This window comes from Streptomyces sp. NBC_01591 (assembly GCF_035918155.1).
In the GTDB taxonomy this organism is placed as follows: domain Bacteria; phylum Actinomycetota; class Actinomycetes; order Streptomycetales; family Streptomycetaceae; genus Streptomyces.
Window position 1 is genome coordinate 4,877,219 of sequence record NZ_CP109327.1, and the last position, 17,466, is coordinate 4,894,684.

At 70.4% G+C, this 17,466-nt stretch carries 16 protein-coding genes and 1 pseudogene; 8 read left to right on the forward strand and 9 right to left on the reverse strand.

From position 1 onward, the window contains the following. Nucleotides 1-91: 91 nt before the first annotated feature. Nucleotides 92-2,560, reverse strand: coding sequence for a helicase C-terminal domain-containing protein (locus OG978_RS22770; RefSeq protein WP_326766984.1), 2,469 nt, complete (start codon nucleotides 2,558-2,560; stop codon nucleotides 92-94). A gap of 270 nt (nucleotides 2,561-2,830) precedes the next feature. Between OG978_RS22770 and OG978_RS22775 the strand changes: the two genes are divergently transcribed. Beyond that, nucleotides 2,831-3,910 carry a hypothetical protein gene (locus OG978_RS22775; RefSeq protein ID WP_326766985.1) on the forward strand — a complete coding sequence of 360 codons (1,080 nt, stop codon included), beginning with the start codon at nucleotides 2,831-2,833 and terminating at the stop codon, nucleotides 3,908-3,910. 114 nt (nucleotides 3,911-4,024) lie between these two features. On the opposite strand, the gene OG978_RS22780 is transcribed toward OG978_RS22775, so the two are convergent. The 4 genes from OG978_RS22780 to OG978_RS22795 all read right to left on the reverse strand — a co-directional run bounded on the left by OG978_RS22780 (nucleotide 4,025) and on the right by OG978_RS22795 (nucleotide 8,035). Beyond that, nucleotides 4,025-5,008 carry an ABC transporter substrate-binding protein gene (locus tag OG978_RS22780; protein WP_326766986.1) on the reverse strand — a complete coding sequence of 328 codons (984 nt, stop codon included), beginning with the start codon at nucleotides 5,006-5,008 and terminating at the stop codon, nucleotides 4,025-4,027. A 74-nt stretch (nucleotides 5,009-5,082) separates the two neighbouring features. Further along, entirely contained in the window at nucleotides 5,083-5,949 is an 867-nt protein-coding gene (locus OG978_RS22785) for an ABC transporter ATP-binding protein (protein WP_326766987.1), read from the reverse strand. Further along, nucleotides 5,946-7,028, reverse strand: a complete 1,083-nt coding sequence (locus OG978_RS22790; protein WP_326766988.1) for a FecCD family ABC transporter permease — start codon at nucleotides 7,026-7,028, stop codon at nucleotides 5,946-5,948. The genes OG978_RS22785 and OG978_RS22790 overlap by 4 nt, the downstream gene beginning before the upstream one ends. Continuing rightward, nucleotides 7,025-8,035: a FecCD family ABC transporter permease gene (locus OG978_RS22795; RefSeq protein ID WP_326766989.1), complete on the reverse strand. Its 1,011-nt coding sequence runs from the start codon at nucleotides 8,033-8,035 to the stop codon at nucleotides 7,025-7,027. The genes OG978_RS22790 and OG978_RS22795 overlap by 4 nt, the downstream gene beginning before the upstream one ends. Nucleotides 8,036-8,187: 152 nt before the next feature. Between OG978_RS22795 and OG978_RS22800 the strand changes: the two genes are divergently transcribed. The 4 genes and pseudogenes from OG978_RS22800 (at nucleotide 8,188) to OG978_RS22815 (ending at nucleotide 10,185) form a co-directional block, all read left to right on the forward strand. Beyond that, nucleotides 8,188-8,802 (forward strand): HAD family hydrolase, encoded by a 615-nt coding sequence (locus tag OG978_RS22800; protein ID WP_442817735.1) that lies wholly within the window; start codon nucleotides 8,188-8,190, stop codon nucleotides 8,800-8,802. Nucleotides 8,803-8,876: 74 nt separating this feature from the next. Further along, entirely contained in the window at nucleotides 8,877-9,698 is an 822-nt protein-coding gene (locus OG978_RS22805) for an isocitrate lyase/PEP mutase family protein (protein ID WP_326766991.1), read from the forward strand. Nucleotides 9,699-9,765: 67 nt separating this feature from the next. Beyond that, nucleotides 9,766-9,855: pseudogene (locus OG978_RS22810) on the forward strand (IS5/IS1182 family transposase); the annotation flags it as partial. A 111-nt stretch (nucleotides 9,856-9,966) separates the two neighbouring features. Further along, nucleotides 9,967-10,185, forward strand: a complete 219-nt coding sequence (locus OG978_RS22815; protein WP_326766992.1) for a hypothetical protein — start codon at nucleotides 9,967-9,969, stop codon at nucleotides 10,183-10,185. Between the two features lie 46 nt (nucleotides 10,186-10,231). Here the strand turns inward: OG978_RS22815 and OG978_RS22820 are convergent, their stop codons facing one another. Beyond that, entirely contained in the window at nucleotides 10,232-10,711 is a 480-nt protein-coding gene (locus tag OG978_RS22820) for an ATP-binding protein (RefSeq protein WP_326766993.1), read from the reverse strand. Between the two features lie 196 nt (nucleotides 10,712-10,907). On the opposite strand from OG978_RS22820, the gene OG978_RS22825 reads away from it, so the two are divergent. The 3 genes from OG978_RS22825 (at nucleotide 10,908) to OG978_RS22835 (ending at nucleotide 12,250) form a co-directional block, all read left to right on the forward strand. After that, nucleotides 10,908-11,759 (forward strand): helix-turn-helix domain-containing protein, encoded by an 852-nt coding sequence (locus OG978_RS22825; RefSeq protein WP_326766994.1) that lies wholly within the window; start codon nucleotides 10,908-10,910, stop codon nucleotides 11,757-11,759. A gap of 11 nt (nucleotides 11,760-11,770) precedes the next feature. After that, complete coding sequence (locus OG978_RS22830; RefSeq protein WP_326766995.1) at nucleotides 11,771-11,950, forward strand: DUF397 domain-containing protein; 180 nt, start codon at nucleotides 11,771-11,773, stop codon at nucleotides 11,948-11,950. Nucleotides 11,951-12,055: 105 nt separating this feature from the next. Beyond that, nucleotides 12,056-12,250 carry a DUF397 domain-containing protein gene (locus OG978_RS22835; protein WP_326766996.1) on the forward strand — a complete coding sequence of 65 codons (195 nt, stop codon included), beginning with the start codon at nucleotides 12,056-12,058 and terminating at the stop codon, nucleotides 12,248-12,250. Between the two features lie 365 nt (nucleotides 12,251-12,615). Here OG978_RS22835 and OG978_RS22840 read toward each other — a convergent pair whose 3' ends face one another. The 3 genes from OG978_RS22840 to OG978_RS22850 form a co-directional block, all read right to left on the reverse strand. Continuing rightward, entirely contained in the window at nucleotides 12,616-14,094 is a 1,479-nt protein-coding gene (locus OG978_RS22840; protein ID WP_326766997.1) for a DUF6177 family protein, read from the reverse strand. A gap of 88 nt (nucleotides 14,095-14,182) precedes the next feature. Further along, nucleotides 14,183-15,196 carry a hypothetical protein gene (locus OG978_RS22845; RefSeq protein ID WP_326766998.1) on the reverse strand — a complete coding sequence of 338 codons (1,014 nt, stop codon included), beginning with the start codon at nucleotides 15,194-15,196 and terminating at the stop codon, nucleotides 14,183-14,185. After that, nucleotides 15,193-17,466: a hypothetical protein gene (locus OG978_RS22850; protein WP_326766999.1), complete on the reverse strand. Its 2,274-nt coding sequence runs from the start codon at nucleotides 17,464-17,466 to the stop codon at nucleotides 15,193-15,195. The genes OG978_RS22845 and OG978_RS22850 overlap by 4 nt, the downstream gene beginning before the upstream one ends.

A 17,466-nucleotide genomic window follows, 5' to 3' on the forward strand; every position in this document is an offset into this window, starting at 1 on the left:
TGCCCTTCGATCGGCCGGCCCGCCCCCGATTCGGACGCACTGCCGCGCCCGGCGGTGGCCGATGAGGACGGGGACGGGGACGCGCTGAGGGTCAGGCCGTGGTGTCGTCGGCCAGTTCGGCGACGCCGGTGATGCGGTGCAGCGGGTACGTGCGGACCTCGTCCGCCGTGTGGTCGTACGCCGTGACGAAGCCGCCCTCGACCCTGACCGGGGCGATGACCCGCTGGCTGGCGGCGCCGTCCGCGTTCACGTAGCCGATCCAGAGCGCCGAGCCGGTCATCGCGGCGGCCTGGACGGTGGCGAGGGTCTCGGCGGAGGTCGTACGGGGCAGCGAGCCGGGCGCGGCCGCGGGGGCGCCGGGGGATTCCGGGGTGTCCTTGCGGACCACCGTGGCGGCCGTGTCCCCGGCGCGGATCGCCCGTACCGCCGCGCCGAGCAGCGTGGCGTCCGGCACCGGAGGGCCCTCGGGCACGGGGACGGGGGCCGTGCGGGGCGGGGTGCGGCGGGCGCCCGCGCGGGTGATCAGGACGTCGCCCTCGGCGGACTCGGCGGCCGGGGCGTAGCCCATCTCGCGCAGCCCTTCGAGCAGGGACGCCGGGTCGACCTGGGCGGCCAGGGCCGTCGGCGCGAGGCGGCGCAGGCGCAGGGTGGCCGAGCGCTTGTCGGCGAGGATCTCGTTCAGCACGGCCTCGTCGTCGCAGCGCACGTACGAGGAGGCGGCGCCGATCCGCAGATGGCCGTGGCGGCGGGCGACGTCGTCGATGAGGTAGCTGAGCGGCTGCGGGACGGGCGTGCGGCTGTGGGCGGCGAGGAACGCGTGCAGGTCGGCCGCGGACTGCCCGGCGTCCAGGGCGCGGCGCACGGAGCCGGGGGTGAAGCGGTAGACCGTCGCGCCGCCCTTCGACTCGATGTCCGCGAGGGCGGAGAGCATGTCCGCCAGGGGGCGTTCCAGCGGGCCGGGGGCGACGGCCGTGAGGTCGGCCTGGAGCAGGACGTGGTCCAGCGGCTCCGGGATGAGGGGCGCGAGCAGCGCGGCGGCCTCGGCCGGTCCGGCGTCGAGCAGGGCGCGGGTGTGCGTGGCGAGCGCGCCGCGGCCGGTGATGCCGAGGAGCTCGGACTCGTTGAGCGTCCACAGGGCGATCAGGGACCGCAGATCGGTGGTGTCCCCGGCGGAGGCGGAGGCGCCGCGCAGGGGGCGTTCCCAGCGCAGCCGGGCGAGGACGGTCTCCGGGTCGGGGGCGGTGCCGGGTTCCAGGTCGGTGAGGAGGGCGAGGACCCGGTGGCGCACCTCCGGGGCGGCGGAGCGGTCGAGCTCGGGGCCCAGCGCGGACAGGGCCCGGCCCTTGGCGTCCTGGCCGCCGACCAGGCCGGAGGTGCGGGTGGCGGAGAGCCAGGCGGTGGCGAGAGCCGCCCAGCGTTCCTGGGCGGGGAGTTCGGCCCAGTCGTCGTACGCGGGCGTCGGCGCGTAGCGTTCGTCGGCCTCCCCGTCGGAGGCCAGCAGCCCGGCCGCGTAGGCGAGTTCGGCCCAGAAGGCGGCGACCTGCTCGGGGACCTCCAGGGCGGTGGCGGTCTTCTTCAGCTCGCGGACGCTGAGTCCGCCGGCCCGCAGTATCGCGGGGCCGCCGCCGTTCCAGCTCTTCAGCAGCTCCTCGACGGTGTTCACCGCCAGGAACGCCTGGCCGGCCGCGGCGCTGTCCACAGCCTGTGGATCGCGATTGGCGACCGCCTCCACGGCCGGCGGCCGCGGTTCCGGTACGCGGTGGGCGCGCCCGGCCCGCAGATGCAGGGCGGCCTCGCGGGGCAGCACCACGGTGCGGGTCGACACGGGCAGCAGCAGCCCGTGGTCGCGGAGCCACTTCACGGGCGGGGTGGGGTTCGGCGTCACTTCCCCGTACGGCGGCCCCCACACCAGCCGGTCCAGTACGGACAGGGCCTCGGCCGGGGCGGAGTCCAGCAACTCGCCCATCCTGGCCCGGTCGGTGAAGAGCGCGGACAGGGACGTCACTGCGGAGACCGGGTCGTGGGTGGCGGGCAGCCCGGCGGCGGCCAGGATCTCCTGGAGGCGGCCCGGGGACATGCCGGAGGTCGCCTCGGCGACGGTCGGCCCGAGACCGGTGGGGGAGGCGTGCTGCGGGGACGGCGCGAGGATTTCGCGCGCCGTGCGCACCAGCCGCAGCCGCTCGTCCTCGCCCCAGACGAGGGCCTGTTCGCGCAGCGTGGCCAGGGCGCCGGGCAGTGCGTCCGCGATCGCCGCGTCCGCGTCGTCGCGGTGCTCGCCGTCTTCCCGGCCGTCGCCGGTGAGCAGGCCGAGCAGCGTCTCGTACGGGGCGGGGTCGGCGGCCACCGCGAGCGCCTCGGCGGTCTGCAGGGCGAACTTGTCGAGGTGCTCCAGCGCGCGTATGACGGAGGCGCGGGTGCCGGCCCTCGTCGCGAGCTGGGTGATGTCGCCCGGCACCGGGTTGAGGAGATCGGGGCGGGCGCGCAGCAGCCCGGCCAACGACTCGTCGTCCCGGGCCCGGAGCGCTTCGGCGAGCGTCCGCGGTGGTGTGGTCATCCCCATCCGTCCCACGGTAGTCGCTCCGGACAGGCCCGAGGGCCTGTCGAGTGGCCTCCGATCGGATAGCGGACGCGGTCTGGTGCGTGCGATTCCAAGGCGGAGGAGGGAGTCAACGCGGAGCGTTGGCGACCGACGACAACGCGGAGGGGGGTCCCCCCTGGCCCTTGAGGCCTTGGGGGAGTGCGTGCCAGGGCGTGGCCGCCCGGTCGGAGGCCACCCGGCAGGCTCTGAGGGCGCTACGGTCGGTGCAGGGCGGTAGAGGGGAACGATCGCGTGGGGATCGAGAGCGACCAGCTGGTCTACGACTATCTGAGCCGGGTCGGGGACCTGGCACAGCAGCAACAGCTGTCCTCGGCCGCCCGGATGAGGCTCGTGTCGACGCTCCGGGGCGAGATCGACCGGCAGCGCGGAAAGCAGTCCGGGGACAGTCCGGCGGCGGTCCGCCGCATCATCGGGCGGCTCGGTACACCGGGCGAACTGGTGGCCGCCGCGGCCACGTCGGGCGACGGCACGGTGGAGCTGCCGGAGCGGCCCGAGCGGACGGAAGCCGTACCGGAAGAGGGGCGCGGAATCCCCCGTCCGCGCAAGGGGATGCTCCGGAAAGACAGTTCCGGCAAGGGCGCGTCGCAGGCGCGGGAGTCCGGCTCCGGTGTGCCGGAGGAGCCCGGATCCGGTACGCCGGAAGCGGTGGGCGGCCGGGTGCCCTCGCCGCCGCACATGGCCGGTACGGACGAGCTGGGGCCGTCGGGGAGCGAGCCCGACTGGTGGCGGATCGAGCCGGGGCCGTCCGACGCCGGGGTCGATGTGCCGGGGTTCGTCGGCGGTGTCGAGATCCCGGACATGATGAGGCCGCCGCCGTCCCGGGGCGCGGTGCCGCGCCCGCGCGCGGCGGGGGACGAGGAGCCGGACGAGGAGCCCGATACCGAGGAGGAAGCGGAGGAGTCGGCGCCGCGGCGCCGTCGGCTTCCGCAGCTTCGCCGCCGTGCGCCGCGCGAGGACGGGGCGGGCGGCCACGGGTTCTCCCACCCGCTGCTGCTGCTCGCCGCCGTGCTGCTGGTGGCGGGCGCCGTGACGGGGTCCTGGCTGGCCCTGGCGGGTGGCTGGCTCCTGGCGTACAGCTCGCGCACGCTGTCCCGCGCGGAGGCGAAGTGGGCCGCGATGGGGCTGCCGGGCGTGGTCGCGGCGGGCGCTCTGGTCTGGCTGTGGGGCAGGAGCGACGGCCGGTGGGGCGAGCCCATCGGAACCGGGCAGATGGGTGACGCGATCGGCCAGATGTGGCCGTGGGTGGTGCGGGGGGCGGCCGTCGCCTCCGCGCTCTACCTGGTGTGGAGATCGCGGAGGCCACGGTCGTGACGGCCGGGCGTCGGCCGGTCGGTTTCGTTTGAAGCGCCAGTCGGTCGGCTTCGCCTGAAGCATCGGCCGGTCGGCCTCATTCGTAACGTCGGCCGGTCGGCTTCATTCGGAATGTCAGCCGGTCATCTTGGCCTGGAACTCGTCGAGGATCTTGTCCGCGGCGGTGTAGCCGATGCCCGCGATCCACAGCCGGTCGTCGACCTTGAAGACCTTGCCGTCCTTGGACGCCTTCAGCCCCTTCCACAGGCCGCTGTTCATCGTCTTGGTCGTCCCGGCCTTCGCCGGGTCGCCGTACGTCGACGTGAAGACGACGTCCGCGTCCGCCAGGTCGATCTTCTCGGGCGACACGTCGTACGAGAAGCCGTCCTTGGCCTTGTCGGTGATCGCGGGGCGGCCCATGCCGAGGTCGGCGAGGATCGAGCCGATGTAGTTCTGCTTGCCGTAGATGCGGATGTCGGCGCCCTCGACGAAGCGGACGAAGTTGACGTCGGTGTCGGCGGCCTTCTCCTTGCCGCCGACCGCCTCGGTCACCTTCGCGACATGGGCGTCGTAGTCGGCGACGACCTTCTTCGCCTCGGCCTGCTTGCCGAGCGCTTCCGCGTGCAGCTGGAAGTTCTCCTTCCAGGCCGTTCCGGTGGACTCCGTCATCACGGTGGGGGCGATCGCCTTCAGCTGCTCGTAGCGGTCGCCGTCACGCACCTTGCTGGTGAGGATCAGGTCCGGCTTCAGCGAGGCGACGGTCTCCAGGTTGGGGTTGGCGATCTCGCCGACCTCCTCGATGCCCTTCGTCCGGTCCGCGGGCAGGTAGGAGGGGAAGCTGTCCTCCGACGCCGAGTGCGTCGCGCCGACGGGCTGCACGCCGAGGGTCAGCGCGGAGTCCAGCTCACCGGTGTCGAGGACCACGACGCGCTTGGGGCTCACGGGGACCTTGACGTCGCCCATGGCCGTCTTGACGGTGTGGGTCTTGGCGCTCGCGGAGTCGGAGGAGCCGCTGGCGCTCCCGCCGGACTCCGAGAATCCGCAGGCGGAGAGCGTGAGCGCGCCGGCCAGGGAGAGAGCGCCGAGAGCGAGGCCGCGGCGGCGGAGGGAGATGGCCATGGGGTGCCTTTCGTAGGGATGGGGGTGGTCGTCGGTCGCGTGAGCGCCGGGGCGACCGGGAGCGGGGCGCGGGTTCACGAAGCCGGTTCGGCCCGCCACGGAGCGCCCGGCACAACGAGCGGCGAACCGGTCACCGGGTCCGGGACGATCACCGCTTCCAGGCCGAAGACCTCGCGTACGAGAGCGGCCGTGACGATGTCCTCCGGGCGGCCCTCGGCGACGATCCGGCCTGCCTTCATGGCGACCAGGTGGTCCGCGTACCGGGCGGCCTGGTTGAGGTCGTGGAGCACGGTGACGACGGTCCGGCCGCGGGTGCCGTCCGCCGCCGGCGCGGTGAGTCGGCGCACCAGGTCCAGTACCTCGACCTGGTGCGCGATGTCGAGGTACGTGGTCGGCTCGTCGAGCAGCAGCAGATCGGTCTCCTGGGCGAGCGCCATCGCGATCCAGACCCGCTGGCGCTGACCGCCGGACAGTTCGTCCACGGACCGGTCGCCGAGCGCGGTGATGTCCGTACGCTCCATCGCGTCCGTCACCGCCCGCTCGTCCTCCTCCGACCACTGCTGCCACCAGTGCTGGTGCGGCTGACGCCCGCGGGCGACGAGGTCGGTGACGGTGATCGCCTCCGGGGCCACCGGGGTCTGCGGCAGCAGTCCGATCGACTGGGCGATCTTCCGGGTGGGGATCTTCGACAGCTCGGTGCCGTCGAGGAGCACGGCCCCGCCGCGCGGTTTGAGGAGCCGGCCGAGCGCGCGCAGGGTGGTCGACTTGCCGCAGGCGTTCGGGCCGACGATGACCGTGACCCGGCCGTCCGGCACGTCGAGGTCCAGGGTGTCGACGACGGTGCGGTCCTCGTACGCGAGCGTCAGCCCCCGCGCGGCGAGCCGGCCGGTCGATGTCGCCGTCCCGGCACCTTTGGTGTCGGACATCGGGGTCGAACTCATGCTGTGCCTCCACTACGACCGCGACCGCCGCCCTGACCGCGGATGATCAGCCAGATCAGATACGGGGCGCCGACCGCCGCCGTCAGTACGCCCACCGGCAGCTCGGTGGGCGAGAAGAGCCTGCGCGCCAGCAGATCCGCGAACACCACGATCACCGCGCCGAGCAGCGCCGAGCAGAGCAGCGGGATCTGTGCGGTGCGGGTCATCCGGCGGGCGATCTGCGGAGCGAGGAGCGCCACGAAGTCGACCGGCCCGGCCGTCCCCGTCGCCACGGACGCCAGGACCACTCCGAGCGCGACCAGCCCCAGCCGTACCCGCCCCAGCCGCACCCCGAGCGCGGTCGCGGTGTCGTCGTCCATCGAGACGGTGCGCTGGGCGCGGGCGGCCCACAGCACGGCGGGCAGCAGGATCAGCAGCGTCCAGCCGATCGGCGCGGCCTCGGACCAGCCGCGGCCGTTGAGCGAGCCGGTCATCCAGATCTGCGCCTGCTGGGCGACCAGGTAGTCGCCCTTCGTCAGGAACAGCGTGGTCACCGAGCGCAGCGCGATGGCGAAGCCGATGCCGATGAGGACGAAGCGGGTGGCGTGCAGCCCGCCGCGCCAGGCGAAGACGTACACGAGCGCCGCCGCGGCCACCCCGCCGATGACGGAGAGGTACGGCAGCACGGTGTACGAGGTGATGCCGAAGGTCATCGCGCCGACCGTGAGCGCACTCGCGCCCTGGCTGATGCCGATGATGTCGGGGCTTGCGAGGGGATTGCGGGCGACGGTCTGGATCAGCGCTCCGGCGATCCCGAAGGCCGTACCGACCAGCAGCCCCACGGTCATCCGCGGCAGCCGCAGCGTGCCGACGACCAGTTCGTCCGGGGACGGCTGCCCCAGCACCACCTTCACGACCTCGCCGGGCGCGACGAAGCTCTCGCCGACGCAGAGGTACGCGACACAGACGGCGGCCAGCAGCACGACGAGGGCGGTGGCGACCAGGGCCGCCCGCCGGTGCAGCAGGAACCGCGCCCGCGCCCCGATCCGTACGACGTGATACCCGGCGGGCCGCACCCGGACCGCGGTTTCGGCACTCATGCGGGCACCGCCTTCCGGCGTACGAGGGCGACCAGGAACGGAACGCCGATCAGCGCCGTCATCACGCCCGCCGGGACCTCGCTCGGCGGGAAGAGGACGCGGCCGATCACATCCGACACCAGCAGCATCACGGGCCCGATCAGCGCCGCCATCGGCAGCACCCAGCGGTGGTCGGAGCCGACGACCGCGCGGGCGATGTGCGGGACGGCGAGCCCGATGAACGCGATCGGCCCGGCCGCCGCGACACCGACCCCGGTCAGCACCGTGGCACCGACACCGCCGACGATCCGTACGGTCGCGACGTTCTGCCCGAGCCCCTTCGCGACGTCCTCGCCGAGCGCCAGCGCGTCGAGCCCACGGGCGACGGACAGCACGAGCACGGTCCCCACCAACAGGAACGGCCAGATCTGCTGTGCCACCTCGGCCTCCCGTCCGGCGATCGAGCCGACCTGCCAGAAGCGGAACTCGTCCAGCGCGGACGCCTTGGTCGTCAGCACCGCCGAGACCACCGAGACCAGCAGCGCGTTGATGGCGGCGCCGCCCAGCGCGAGCTTCACGGGGGTGGCGCCCCCGCGTCCGCTCGACGCGATCGCGTACACGGCGACGGAGGCGATCGCCGCCCCCGCGAAGCCGAACCACACGTACCCCGTCAGGGTGTGGATCCCGGCGAACGCGATGGCCAGCACCACACCCACCGAGGCGCCCTGGCTGATGCCGAGGATGCCGGGGTCGGCGATGGGGTTGCGGGTGATGCCCTGGAGCACCGTGCCCGCGAGGGCCAGTGCGGCGCCCACCATCAGCCCGATCAGGGTGCGCGGCACGCGCATGTTCCGGATGACTTCGGCGTTGTCGGAGTGCCCGCCGTGCAGCAGGACGTCGAACACTTCGGACGGGGGTATGGAACGGGCCCCCACGGCCAGGCTGAGGAGTACCGCCACGAGCAGCGCCACGACGGCCGCCGCCGTCGCGAATGCGCGTCTGGGGCGGCGTGGTGCGGCGGCTGACATCGGACCCAATCAAGTGGCGAAGAAGTGGCGAAGAACAAGTGGCGAAGAACGGTGCGAAGGTAAGGCTTGGCTAAGTCTAAGCACCGCCATTTCGGACCCGATGACCCGCTCCGGGGACGGGTACGCCACCCACCCCCACGACAATGGTTGCCATGCCCTCACACCCCTTGACGGTCGGCTTCGACCTCGACATGACGCTCATCGACACCCGGCCCGGTATCAAGGCCGCCTACCTGGCGCTTTCCGTCGAAACGGGGACGCCGATCGATGCCGACCTGGTGGTGAGCAGGCTCGGCCCGCCGGTCGACGAGGAGCTGCGGAACTGGTTCCCGGCCGACGTGGTGACCGCGACCGCCGACCGCTACCGCGAGATCTATCCCACACACGCCATCGCCCCCAGCCTCGCGCTGCCGGGCGCCCGGGAGTCGGTCGCGGCGATCCGCGAGCGGGGCGGCCGGACGATAGTCGTCACCGCCAAGCACCAGCCGAGCGCGGAACTCCACATGGCGCACCTCGGCATCGAGCCCGACGCGATCATCGGCGGCCTGTGGGCCGAGGCCAAGGGTCAGGCCCTGCGCGAGCACGGCGCGCACATCTACGTGGGCGACCACACCGGCGACGTACGCGGCGCCCGCACGGCCGGCGCCCTGTCGGTGGCGGTCACCACGGGCCCGTGCGACGCGACGGAACTCCGGGCGGCGGGGGCGGACTTCGTCCTGTCGTCCCTGGCGGAGTTCCCGTCGTGGCTGGAGGGGTACGCGGCCTAGGAGTGCTGTCCGCCGGATCACGGCGCAGAGAAAACAGTGATCGCCGATCGGGCGCACGTGGTGCAATGCCGCTCATGGCAACACTTCTCGACAAGGCACAGTTGTTCCGCTCCTTGCACGTTCCCGGCGATCCGCTGATCCTGCCCAACGCCTGGGACGCGGCATCCGCCCGGGTGGTGGCGAACGCGGGTGCTTCCGCGATCGCCACCACCAGCGCCGGGGTCGCGTGGTCGCTGGGCCACGGCGACGGGGACCATCTGAGCCGGGACCAGGCACTGGGCGCGATCTCCCGGATCACGGCCGCTGTCGACGTGCCGGTCACCGCCGACATCGAACGCGGCTACGCGACCGACCCCGCCGGTGTGGGCGAGACCGTGCGCGGCGTCCTGGCGGCCGGAGCCGTGGGCATCAACATCGAGGACACCCTTCGTCCCGTCGCCGAGCAGGTCGCACGGATCGCGGCGGCCCGCAGGGCCGCGGACGAGGCAGGCGTCCCGTTGTTCATCAACGCCCGCATCGACACGCACCGCCTGCCCCCCGGTGACCGCGTGGCATGGCTGGACGAGACACTCACCCGTGCCGGCGCCTACGCGGCGGCCGGTGCGGACGGCATCTTCGTCCTCGGCGCGCCGGACACCCCGACGGTCAGGACGCTCGCCGGATCCGCCCCCCTGCCGCTGAACGTCCTGACCGGCCCCGGCGCACCAACCGTGTCCGAGCTCGCCGACGCGGGAGTCGCCCGCATCAGCGCGGGATCCGCCATCGCCGAGGCGGCCTACGGGCTGGTGCGACGAGCGGCCCGCGAACTGCTGACCCAGGGCACGACCGCCGCCCTGGAAGGCGGATACGACTACGCCACGCTCAACGCCTTGCTCCTGGCCGAACCGACGAACTGAAGCGCGGTCAGGAGCGCAGCCACAGCCGGGTCGCCGCGACGGGACCGCATCAGCGGCGCCAAGGCATAAGGCATACAGCTCACGCCGTAACCGCGATTACCTGCACAGACGACAGATCAAGCACACGATCCCCGAACCGAAGGACCAGCGGAGCAGCGTGGACACCTGGCGACTGTTGAAGACAGTGTCTGCGAACGGCAACAGGTGCCCCAGCGTCGGAAACGCCGACTGATCGAGACCGGCCAGTTCCGTGCCCCAGGCCACGGCCATGGGGGAATTCGAATATGCGGCGAGGCGCGGCAGCGGCGTCCTGCGCACCAAGCGACTCCGAGCGGCCGTCGCGCTGGGAACGGCCGCGCTGCTCGTCGCCGTCTGGTCCACGGTGGGCGACAAGTGGCCTTGGAGCGGCCTGCCGGACCGCGCGTGCTGGGGCTCCATCAAGCGGGCTGCCCTGAACACGGTCGCCGCCTACGTGGGCAGTCCCTGACACGGCGGCCGCTCGCCGCAGCGCGACGTCGCATGAGGTTGCGGTGTCAGGCCGTCGGGCGGGTCCACCGTGCGCCGTACGGCGGAGTCTCTTCCGTCTTCGCCGCGCACTCCGCCCAGAGCAGCTTCCCGCCCTGCCCCGGCAGCCCGCCGCGCATGGGGTACGCGCCCCAACACTCCGCGTACAGAGTGACGAGGTACAACCCCCGTCCACGCTCGGCCAGTTCCTCCGGCGTATGGGCGCCCCACCGGAACGGTGCCGGGATGTGCGGATCGGTGTCCCAGACGCTCAGCCGGATGCGGCTGCGTCCGGCGTCGCGCAGGCGCAGGGAGTACGGCCCCGAGGAGTACAGGTAGGCGTTGGTGACCAGCTCGCTGGCCAACAGCTCGGCGATTTCGGTGAGTTCGGGCATGCCGTGCACGCGTAGGACGTTGCGGAGGGTGGCGCGGGCGACGCCGGGGGCGCGGGGATCCTGCGGGAGTTGGAGTGTGTATGTCCAGGGCGGGGATACCGTGGAACCGACCATGGAAGTCTCCGTTCACGGAGGGAAGTTGAAGGATGCACTTCGAGTTGCCCGGTGACGAGGCCGCTCCGTCGAGCGGGGTACTTCCGGGCGGGTGGCCTGGGTCACACACTAGAGTGCAACATGTAATGCATTCCATGAAGTTCGCGGAATGCATTATAGATACCCTCATGTGGGTGACCAGGCACGGGAGCGAGTGATGTCGGCCAGTACGACACCAACGGCCCGCCGACAACGGCTGGGAGTGGAACTTCGCAGGTTGCGTGAGCGTGCCGGGATCACCGCGACCGAGGCCGCCAGGCTCCTTGGCGGCAACCAGGCTCGCATCAGCAACATCGAAGCCGGCCGCTACGGCGTCAGTGCCGAGCGGGTGCGCACGCTGTCCTGCCACTACGACTGCTCGGACCACGAGTTGGTCAACGCGCTGGCGGCCATGACCGGCGATCGCAAGCGTGGCTGGTGGGAGGAGTACCGCGAGATTCTTTCCAACGGCCTGCTGGACCTGGCAGAGCTTGAGCACCACGGGGCCGCGCTGCGCACCTCGCATACAGCCGGACTGCCTGGGCTGCTCCAGACCACGGACCATGCGCGTGAGGTATTCCGCCAGGTCGTTCCCGCTCTTCCTCCTCCGGAGGTCGAGCACCGCCTGTCCTTTCGTATCAAGCGTCAAAGCGTCGTCTTCCGGGAGGATCCGCCCCCTTACCGTGCGGTCATCCACGAAGCAGCTCTGCACATGGAATTCGGCGGGCCGACCGTGGCCAGACAGCAACTGGCGCATCTCCTGACCATGAGCGAGCGTGAACGGGTCGCGATTCAAGTGATCCCGTTCAGGGCGGGTGCGTACCCAGGAGCGGGCCAGCCCATCTACTACGTCCACGGACCCGTGCCACAGCTGGACACCGTTCAGCTGGATCAGGCACATGGCATCGTCCTCCTGGACGCCGAAGCCCAACTCAACAAATACCGCCAGGTCCTGGCCCGTCTGGAGTCGATTGCCCTGGACGTTTCCGGGTCGCGAGACCTGATACACGCCGTCGCCCAGAACCTGTGAAGGGATCCGAATTGTCGAGTCACATGTGGCAGAAGTCCTCGTACTGCGGCGAGGGCGAGTCCTGCATACACGTAGCCGCCTCCGCCCCCGGCACGGTCAGCCTGACCGAGTCCGCCGACCCCACCGGGGCGGTACTCCGCACCACTCCCGACGCGTGGGCTGCCCTCGTACGCACTCTCAAGGAGAACTGAGCCCATGGCTGACGCCCCCACCGGCCTCGCTTGGGTCTGATCCGGCCCCGAGAGCACCCGGAATCCGATCCGTCGCATCAGTCAGCAGCTGTGAGAGGAACGCCCATGCCCGCATACGACCACTGGCAGAAGTCATCTCACTGCGCCCAGGGCGACTCTTGCGTTCACGTCGCCACGGATGTCGGCGGCGGAGTCAAGGTCACCGAGAGCAGCGACCCCACCGGAGCGATACTCCGCACCACCCCCGCCGCCTGGGCTGCCCTTGTACGCACCCTCAAGGAGGGCCACCGCCAGGGCTGACGCCCGCATCCTTATCGCCCACGCCAGGGCGGTGAGGGCAACCGTCCCGGAGTGGAAGGCGCGCAGGGTTGCGAAGTTGTCAGCGAGGTTTTCAATTCCTACTCGTTTGATGGGATGGGCTCATGTCCGAGACGACTTACGGCTTCGGCGAAGGACCGGCGAAGCGGGTAAGCTTCTCTCTGCCCGAAGGGACCGCTGAAGCGATTCGATCCCGGGCGGGTAAACGGGAGTTCTCCGCGTTCATCGCAGCAGCCGTAGAGCGGAAGCTTCGAGGACAGGTGCTGGACGAGTACCTGGCGGGCGTCGAGCAGCCGCAGGATTTCCCGCGTAGTCGTGCCGTGTGGCCCCCATCCAGAAGCCCGCTGTCAGGTCCTTTGACGTAGCGGCGTTGGGCCACCCACCGTCGTGGTTTCCATGCGCACCACGGACTCGCCTGCCTGTTCCGTCTGACGGGCGCCATTCACGTGGTCGTTGATCTGCCGCAGGCGCTGCCAGGCGGCGGGGTTGGTGCCGTCGCCGAGCGTGTAGTGCAGGGCAGGTCGGGCGGCCGGGCCGAGGTGGGCGGGTGCGGTGTCGGCGAGGGCTTTGCGGGCGTGGTCGAGACCGAGGTCGGCTACGGCGTGGGGGCCGAGGGTGAAGGAGAGGGGCACCGGGGGTGGCTCGTGGTGGGCCGGTGTGGTCAGATCCGCGCGTGCGGTGCGCAGTTGGCTGACCATCGTGGCGAGGTTGTGCCTGGCAGCCAGGGATTCGGCCAGCTCGGGCATGGCGTCCGCCGGAGCGTGCTGATCGGCGCGGTAGCCGACGGCCAGCGTGATGTGCTCCTCGACGCCGAGGTGGGTGCGGGCGGTGCGCACGGTGGCGATCGCCGGGTGGTCGGGTGTGCCGATCGCGACGGCCCAGGTAGGCAGGGACTGCCGAGCGCGGGTGCGGGCCAGGTCGGTCAACTGCCGTGGTGACCAAGGAACGCTGACCGGCTCGGCGGTGGCCCATCCGGCGGGCGGGGCTCCGGTGAGCGTGCGCCAGGCCTGTTCCAGGGCGCCGCCCAGGACTAGATGCTCGTCGGCGGGGTGGACCGTACGGATGGAGATCAACAGTTGCCGTTCGCCTTCAGTGCCGGGTCGGGGTCGGAAGGCGTCCGCGATCTGGGGGCTGTCGTCGGCGGTGTGGGTGAACCGCCCGTCGTGCCAGTGCAGTACGGCTCCGGAGAGGCCGTCGTAGTACCCGCACTCGGGGTCGCTCACGACCCAGCGGGAGGGCAGCCCGTCCAGCAGCGTGTGGGCGGGGAAGGTGAGCCGGGTGCTGGGCGGGGTGACGATCTGCAGTTCGCGTTCGGTGCGGGTCGCGTTGCGTACCACGTCGGTCAGCCAGGTCGTGGCAGCGATCACGGGGCGGCCCTGGATGACGACGGCTGCCTTCTCGGTGAGCAGGTCGACGCCCAGGGGGACGGTGTCCGCGGCGGCGTCGGCGAGATCGGTCACGACGTCGGTACGGCCGGCCTCGCGCGGCCAGACGGTGCCCCCGTGCACGGCGACCAGCCGCCCGGCGACGGATGCGGCCAGCCGCGCGGCCTCCTCCACAGAACTGGTCGCCCGCGCCTCGGTCCACCACACGGGCGCCTCCGCGCGCACGTCCGGTCCGAGCAACCGGGCGACCTCGCCCGGCACTGGGACGTACCGGGGCGCCTCGACCGACACCAACGCCTGCCCGGCAGCCGTGCACAGCTGCGCGACGGACCCGTCGCCCGCCCGGTTCACGAGCAGATCGGGACCGCCGGCGAGGAGCCCGGCCAGCAGCGTGCTTGTGTCCGGCATCTGCGGGGTGAGGGCTATGACGTCCTGGGTCATGTGCGCTCCGTGCAGCCGGAGCCAGGAGGCAGGGAGGCCGGTTTGCCCTCGCGAGCGGTCCGGACTTCTTGTTCGTGGTGTTGGAACATCACTCGCGTCCCGAGAGGTCCTGCAGGTCTTCCAGGGAGGAGGCTTCTTGTTGAGTCCCAGGCACAACGGTTCCGGAACGAGTGCTGCCGGGCCAGGACGCCAATTCATGCAGCGCTTGGGCAGGTGTCAGCCCGCGCTGCTTCGCTTCGCTGAGGCGCATCAGCCAATCCTGTCCGGCGTCGAGTGCCTCATCACCGGCCGGGGTGCGAGGTTCAAACCCTGCGGCAACTCCGTCCTCTGCTGCCCAGAGATAGCCGACTGTACGTCCACCTCTAGCCACTTCGACGAAGCTGACCGGTGCATCAGTCTCTGCCGCAAAGCGAGGTGAGTTCGGCGGCAGGAATGACTGGAGCCACCCGGTCCGACGCGGGACTTCTGCCATATACCAGGAATCCAGAATGTCAGGGTCTTCGTCCGGGAGATCTTCGAACCCGTCCTTGGTTGGGATTCCGTAGGAGGTGAAGTCCGAGGCAACGACCTCAACTCCAACCATCCGTGTAATAGCAGTGAGCGCAGCCTTGAGGCGTGGAGCATTCTCTTTCTGAATCTCTGGCTGCCGATGGCCGCGCAGATCGTGAGACATCCAGGCATCACTGTAGGTGTCAAGTGTTACGGTTCCAGCGCCGCTTGCCCACTCTTCGGCCGAAATCACGAAGAGTTTCTCGACCCGGTGGGCTTTCCCATTGCGCATGCAGGTGCCTGGCGTGGTCAGGTTTACCTCCACCACGCCGACTCGCTCCAGGTCCGTCGACCGCAGGACGGCGAAGAGCCCGCTGTCATCTGCGGCGTCGGCCAGGGTCGCGTGTATTTGCTTGCGCGTGAACAAGACGGCGTGGTCATCCTCGGCGCGCGTACTGATGTCAGCCGTTGCGTCTCCGTTGACGATGCCGAGAGCGTGCATCGTTGCCCACACCTTGAGGACTGTGCGGCCACAGCGCAGTGCGAGGTCCTGTCCCGGTTTGTCTTCCTTGGTTTCCCAGGACCAGCCACCCACAGGATTCGTTGTAATCACAGGACACCTCGCGGGTCGGCCTTGGCGCCCGGAGGGATCGTGATCGTCCCGTCTTCGAGCCGGATGACAAACAGGATGCCACGCCCCTTTCCACTCTTGAGGGCGTGTTCCCCTCGGTGAACCTGAAGCAGCTCTTCGGGGATTCCTCTGGCATGCCACTCGGCTACGGTTCCCTGTCCGTCCACAAGCATGATCTTGTGATCGGCGGTCGACTTCGATAGCTGGCCCAGATGATCCGCCTTCGCGATCGATTCAAATGGGTTCTTGGGATTTTCCAGCCGCTTCATCTGGTATCCGTAACTCTCCCCGTTCGCGTCAGTCACCCGAACGTCCAGATCTGCCTTGTAAGCTTGGTTCTTGATCTCAAATTCGATGTCGCGCAGCCCGCTCCTGTAGAACTGATCGCCGAGTCGGATCTGGTCCATGGCTCGAATATCCTGGCCGCGAACGCCGGACCCTAGCATGGATACAACGTCCCTGAATTTGTGTGTCTGCGAGAGGCGACCAGAGGTGATTATGTCGCTAATTTCCCGGCCCTGAGGGTATGCGCCCATTCGGGTGACGATCTTCTCCAGAACCTTGGGCTTAATATTGTTATTGGGGATTCTGCGCATTGCTTCGCGGAATTGACGCTCCGCCTCACCTCCCAACTCCATGGGCCCGGAGCCGGCGGATCCGGAGGGGGAGTCGGACCCGCGATCGTCATCCGCGTGCCCTGGACCGTCTCCACCACCCCCTGCCGCTGGGGTGTCCACGTGCGCCGCATCTCCATGGCTGGAATCCGGAGCTTCGCCCGAGTGACTGCCGTCGCCCGAATGTTCGCCTGGTCCTGCGCCGTGACCATCCCCGGGGCCGTGCTGCCCCGCAGCGGCATGGCCGCCCTCACCTCCCGGTCCGTGTGGCGCGCTTCCTGTACCTTGGCCGTCGCCCGCGTGGGCGGTCGCTCCGGGCGCACGGCCGCCGACGCCGACCGGTTCGCGATCGCCATGTGGTTGGCCGACGCCCCGTTCGGCGGCGGAGGGCTCGTGCTTGGCCGGGTCCAGGTTGGGTGTGCCGTCCCGGTTGAGCGGGATGAAGTTGCCGTCCTTGTCGACCCGGAAACGGTCGCTGAGGTCGAAGGCGCCGTCGGGGAACTTGGTCTTCGGTATCTGGAGGTGGTCGCTGACGTTGGCCAGGACCTGGGAGACCTTGGGCAGGTCCGAAAGTGCCTTGGCGGCCTTGAACGTGCCGGAGAGCGGGTCGAGGGCGTCGCCGATCTTCGCCATGGTGCCGGCGGCCTTCGCGATCGTGCCGCCTTTGCCGAGCTTCGCGGCAACGGCGAAGGGGCCGGTGGCGAGGGTGAGGATGTTGAAGGAGACCACGGCGTGGGCGCGAGCGGGATCCTCGTTCGCCATGTCGTACGCGATGAACTGCTTGCCGAACTCCTTCGCGTACGCCTTGCTGTCGCGCTGCCAGTCGGACAGGTGCTCGTCCTGTCCGAACAGGTCCATGCCGTAGGCGTAGCCGCCGACGGCGGTGCGTCGCAGACCGTCCCAGGCCTGGTCGCGGGCCTCGCCCCCGTGAAAGCCGACGAGGGTCCCCAGGCCGTCGATGCCGCCCCAGATGCTGTCCTTGGCTATGCCGTCCCACGCCCAGCTCTTGGCGCCGTGCCCCCACCACTCCAGGCTCCAGCGCTCATAGGTGCGTCCTTCGGGGCTGCCCCACGGCAGGTCCTTCATGCCCTTGAGCGTGTCGGCGCTCTGGCCGTACATGCCGAGCCCGTGGGTGCCGTCGTCGATGATCCACGCGGGGCGGCACGCCCCCGGACTGATCGCGTTGATCTTGTTGGCGGCGTTGCGCTCGGCTTCCTGGAAGCCCTCGCATGCCGTCGCCACACCGTCCATCAACGCCTGATGCTTGTCGGTCTTGTCCTTGTCCTCGGTCCAGTCGTCGTCGCCCCGGACACCGTCGACGAAGTCGATCGCGTCCAGCTTGAGCTGCTTGAGCCGGTCGGCGTGCGGCTTGGCCTCGTAGATGAACGTGTCCAGGGCGTCGGCGAGCGACTCGATGTTCCCCGCGAACTCCTCCGCCGTGTCCATCACAGGCTGGGTGGAGGAGAACAGCTTGTCCGCCTCGGGAGCCTTGTAATAGGCGGCCGTCGCCTGGAAACGGGAGTGGACGTCCTTCCCGCCCGTCCGAATGCCCGTGGCACGCGTACGGAGACTGGACGCGGCCTTCTCCAACTGGCCGAAGTCACCCGTGTACTGCGGTATCCCACCCGGCTCGATCAT

Coding starts and splice junctions, on each gene's coding strand:
- OG978_RS22770 (WP_326766984.1), bottom strand. CDS start 2,560: ATGGGGATGACCACACCACCGCGGACGCTCGCCGAAGCGCTCCGGGCC.
- OG978_RS22780 (WP_326766986.1), bottom strand. CDS start 5,008: ATGGCCATCTCCCTCCGCCGCCGCGGCCTCGCTCTCGGCGCTCTCTCC.
- OG978_RS22785 (WP_326766987.1), bottom strand. CDS start 5,949: ATGAGTTCGACCCCGATGTCCGACACCAAAGGTGCCGGGACGGCGACA.
- OG978_RS22790 (WP_326766988.1), bottom strand. CDS start 7,028: ATGAGTGCCGAAACCGCGGTCCGGGTGCGGCCCGCCGGGTATCACGTC.
- OG978_RS22795 (WP_326766989.1), bottom strand. CDS start 8,035: ATGTCAGCCGCCGCACCACGCCGCCCCAGACGCGCATTCGCGACGGCG.
- OG978_RS22800 (WP_442817735.1), top strand. CDS start 8,188: ATGCCCTCACACCCCTTGACGGTCGGCTTCGACCTCGACATGACGCTC.
- OG978_RS22805 (WP_326766991.1), top strand. CDS start 8,877: ATGGCAACACTTCTCGACAAGGCACAGTTGTTCCGCTCCTTGCACGTT.
- OG978_RS22815 (WP_326766992.1), top strand. CDS start 9,967: ATGGGGGAATTCGAATATGCGGCGAGGCGCGGCAGCGGCGTCCTGCGC.
- OG978_RS22820 (WP_326766993.1), bottom strand. CDS start 10,711: ATGGTCGGTTCCACGGTATCCCCGCCCTGGACATACACACTCCAACTC.
- OG978_RS22825 (WP_326766994.1), top strand. CDS start 10,908: ATGTCGGCCAGTACGACACCAACGGCCCGCCGACAACGGCTGGGAGTG.
- OG978_RS22835 (WP_326766996.1), top strand. CDS start 12,056: ATGCCCGCATACGACCACTGGCAGAAGTCATCTCACTGCGCCCAGGGC.
- OG978_RS22840 (WP_326766997.1), bottom strand. CDS start 14,094: ATGACCCAGGACGTCATAGCCCTCACCCCGCAGATGCCGGACACAAGC.
- OG978_RS22850 (WP_326766999.1), bottom strand. CDS start 17,466: ATGATCGAGCCGGGTGGGATACCGCAGTACACGGGTGACTTCGGCCAG.